Source organism: Bacillus sp. AFS001701 (assembly GCF_002559405.1).
GTDB lineage: Bacteria > Bacillota > Bacilli > Bacillales > Bacillaceae_G > Gottfriedia.
The window spans coordinates 1-1,929 of record NZ_NTZO01000622.1; the positions used below are offsets into that span (position 1 = coordinate 1).

Here is a 1,929-nt window from a genome sequence, read left to right on the forward strand (position 1 = left end):
AGATAATATTTAAAAGTAATCATTAATTGAAATAAAATAAGAGATCAGTAAGATAGATATCAAAGTGTATTAATGATTAAATAATCTTGAAAATCTACCTTGCAGATAATTATGGAAATATTACTGATGAATTTTTTAAAAAATATATCTTTAATTAAAGGTTTTTTGTGCATCTGGGACCAGTTTTTTTACTCTTCTCTTTACAATCTTTAGACCAATATCGATATTCAAGCAGCATAGCTAAGTGAACTAGAAATGTGCCAATCAAAAGGATTATCTTGACATAATAAAAAAGATTAGCTAGTTTTTTAACGAGATTTTAATAATTGAAGGTATAACATTAAATTGGGGGATCTTATGAAAACTCAACATGTAGGTATGACAATAGGGTTATATATTGATTACTTCCTGTTAGGTATGATTAATATCATTTTTTCATCAAATATGAGTTTTCTAACAACACAATTAAATACGGATAATACTGGAATAAGTATCTTAGTTTCAGGTATTGGGATTGGAAAATTAATCACTTTAAGTGTATCAGGTAGGCTTTCAGACAAATTCGGGAGAAAGCCACTTGTAGTAACAGCTTCATTTCTATATTTAATATTTTTGATTGGAATACCACTATCAGCTACTTATGAAATAGCGTTTATTTTTGCCATTATTGCTGGGATAAGTAATTCAATATTAGACTCAGGAGCCTATCCTGCACTTATTGAAGCATTTCCAAAAAATACAGGATTATCAACAGTATTAATTAAAGCTTTTATATCAATTGGAGCCATGATTCTACCAATCATAATTTCATATATTATTAATCATAATATTTATTACGGATATTCATTTTTTGTACTTGCTTTTATCTTTTTTATTAACGGAAGTTTCTTATCTTCAGTACGTTTTCCTAATAATTCTAATAAAAATGATGAAAATTACATCAAAGAAGAACATCGTTTCAAAGCAAAACCAATCATCTGGAAGGAAGGATTAGCTACCATTTTTATGGGATTTACAACTACGACATTATTTATGGTTGTACAAGTTTGGCTCCCAACATATGGACTAAGTTTTCTTGATATGAGTAGAACTGAATCTATTCAGTTATTGAGTTATTTCAACATTGGTTCTCTTATTTCAGTTTTAATCCTTGCATTTGTTATCAATCGGTTTGTAAGTCCAATATTAATATTAATTTTGTATCCATTTTTAACTTCATTATCATTATTGATTTTATTATTTTGCCAACAACCAAGTTTGTTAATAATAAGTTCTTTTCTAATAGGTTTTTCAACTGCAGGTTTATTTCAATTGTGTATTACAGTCATAGTCGAGTTCTTCCCTAAAAATAAAGCGACAATATCGGCTTATGTAAGCACTGCATCAAGTTCTGCATTCATAGTAATCCCATATATTACAGGGTTATTAGTAAAAAATATCGGTGTAACTGCAGTATTCTGGTTAGATTTTATAATTGCATTGATTAGTATTACACTAGCAACTTATGTCTATTATCGTTATAAAAAAGTTTTCAAAAAATCAGTGATTTCATCTAGACTAAGCAAAGCTTCATAGCTGCAATCAAAATTTTATTTTGGAATGAAATGATTATTTTCAATTTTGGTATTTTGTAATATTCCATACAAAAGAGAGAAATTAAAAAATACGAAATGTTAATTCAAGCCTGTTCTCAAATCGGAGCAGGTTTTTTAATTTTTTTGGAATTATTATCAAAAGAATCTAAATATCAACGTAATTACTGTGGTTTTTAGAATTTAAATAAAATGGTTTAATTAAGTTTTATCAGAGTCATCCTATTCTTCCTTAAATCACTGGTTCTTATTATGAAACTGGACTTCTTAAGGGTGGTCGCGGTGTAATAATGAGTGTGGATGGAGGAAAAACATGGACCAATTTATCTGAGGGACT

The 1,929-nt window shown here is 28.1% G+C and carries 1 protein-coding gene; it reads left to right on the forward strand.

Annotated elements, in window-relative coordinates; all coding sequences use genetic code 11:
• Nucleotides 1-357 precede the first annotated feature (357 nt).
• Nucleotides 358-1,575 carry an MFS transporter gene (locus CN514_RS24125; protein ID WP_098234740.1) on the forward strand — a complete coding sequence of 406 codons (1,218 nt, stop codon included), beginning with the start codon at nucleotides 358-360 and terminating at the stop codon, nucleotides 1,573-1,575.
• Nucleotides 1,576-1,929 lie beyond the last annotated feature (354 nt).

What these genes read in the sequence shown, in the direction of transcription:
- CN514_RS24125 (WP_098234740.1), top strand. Translation starts at nt 358, where the DNA reads ATGAAAACTCAACATGTAGGTATGACAATAGGGTTATATATTGATTAC.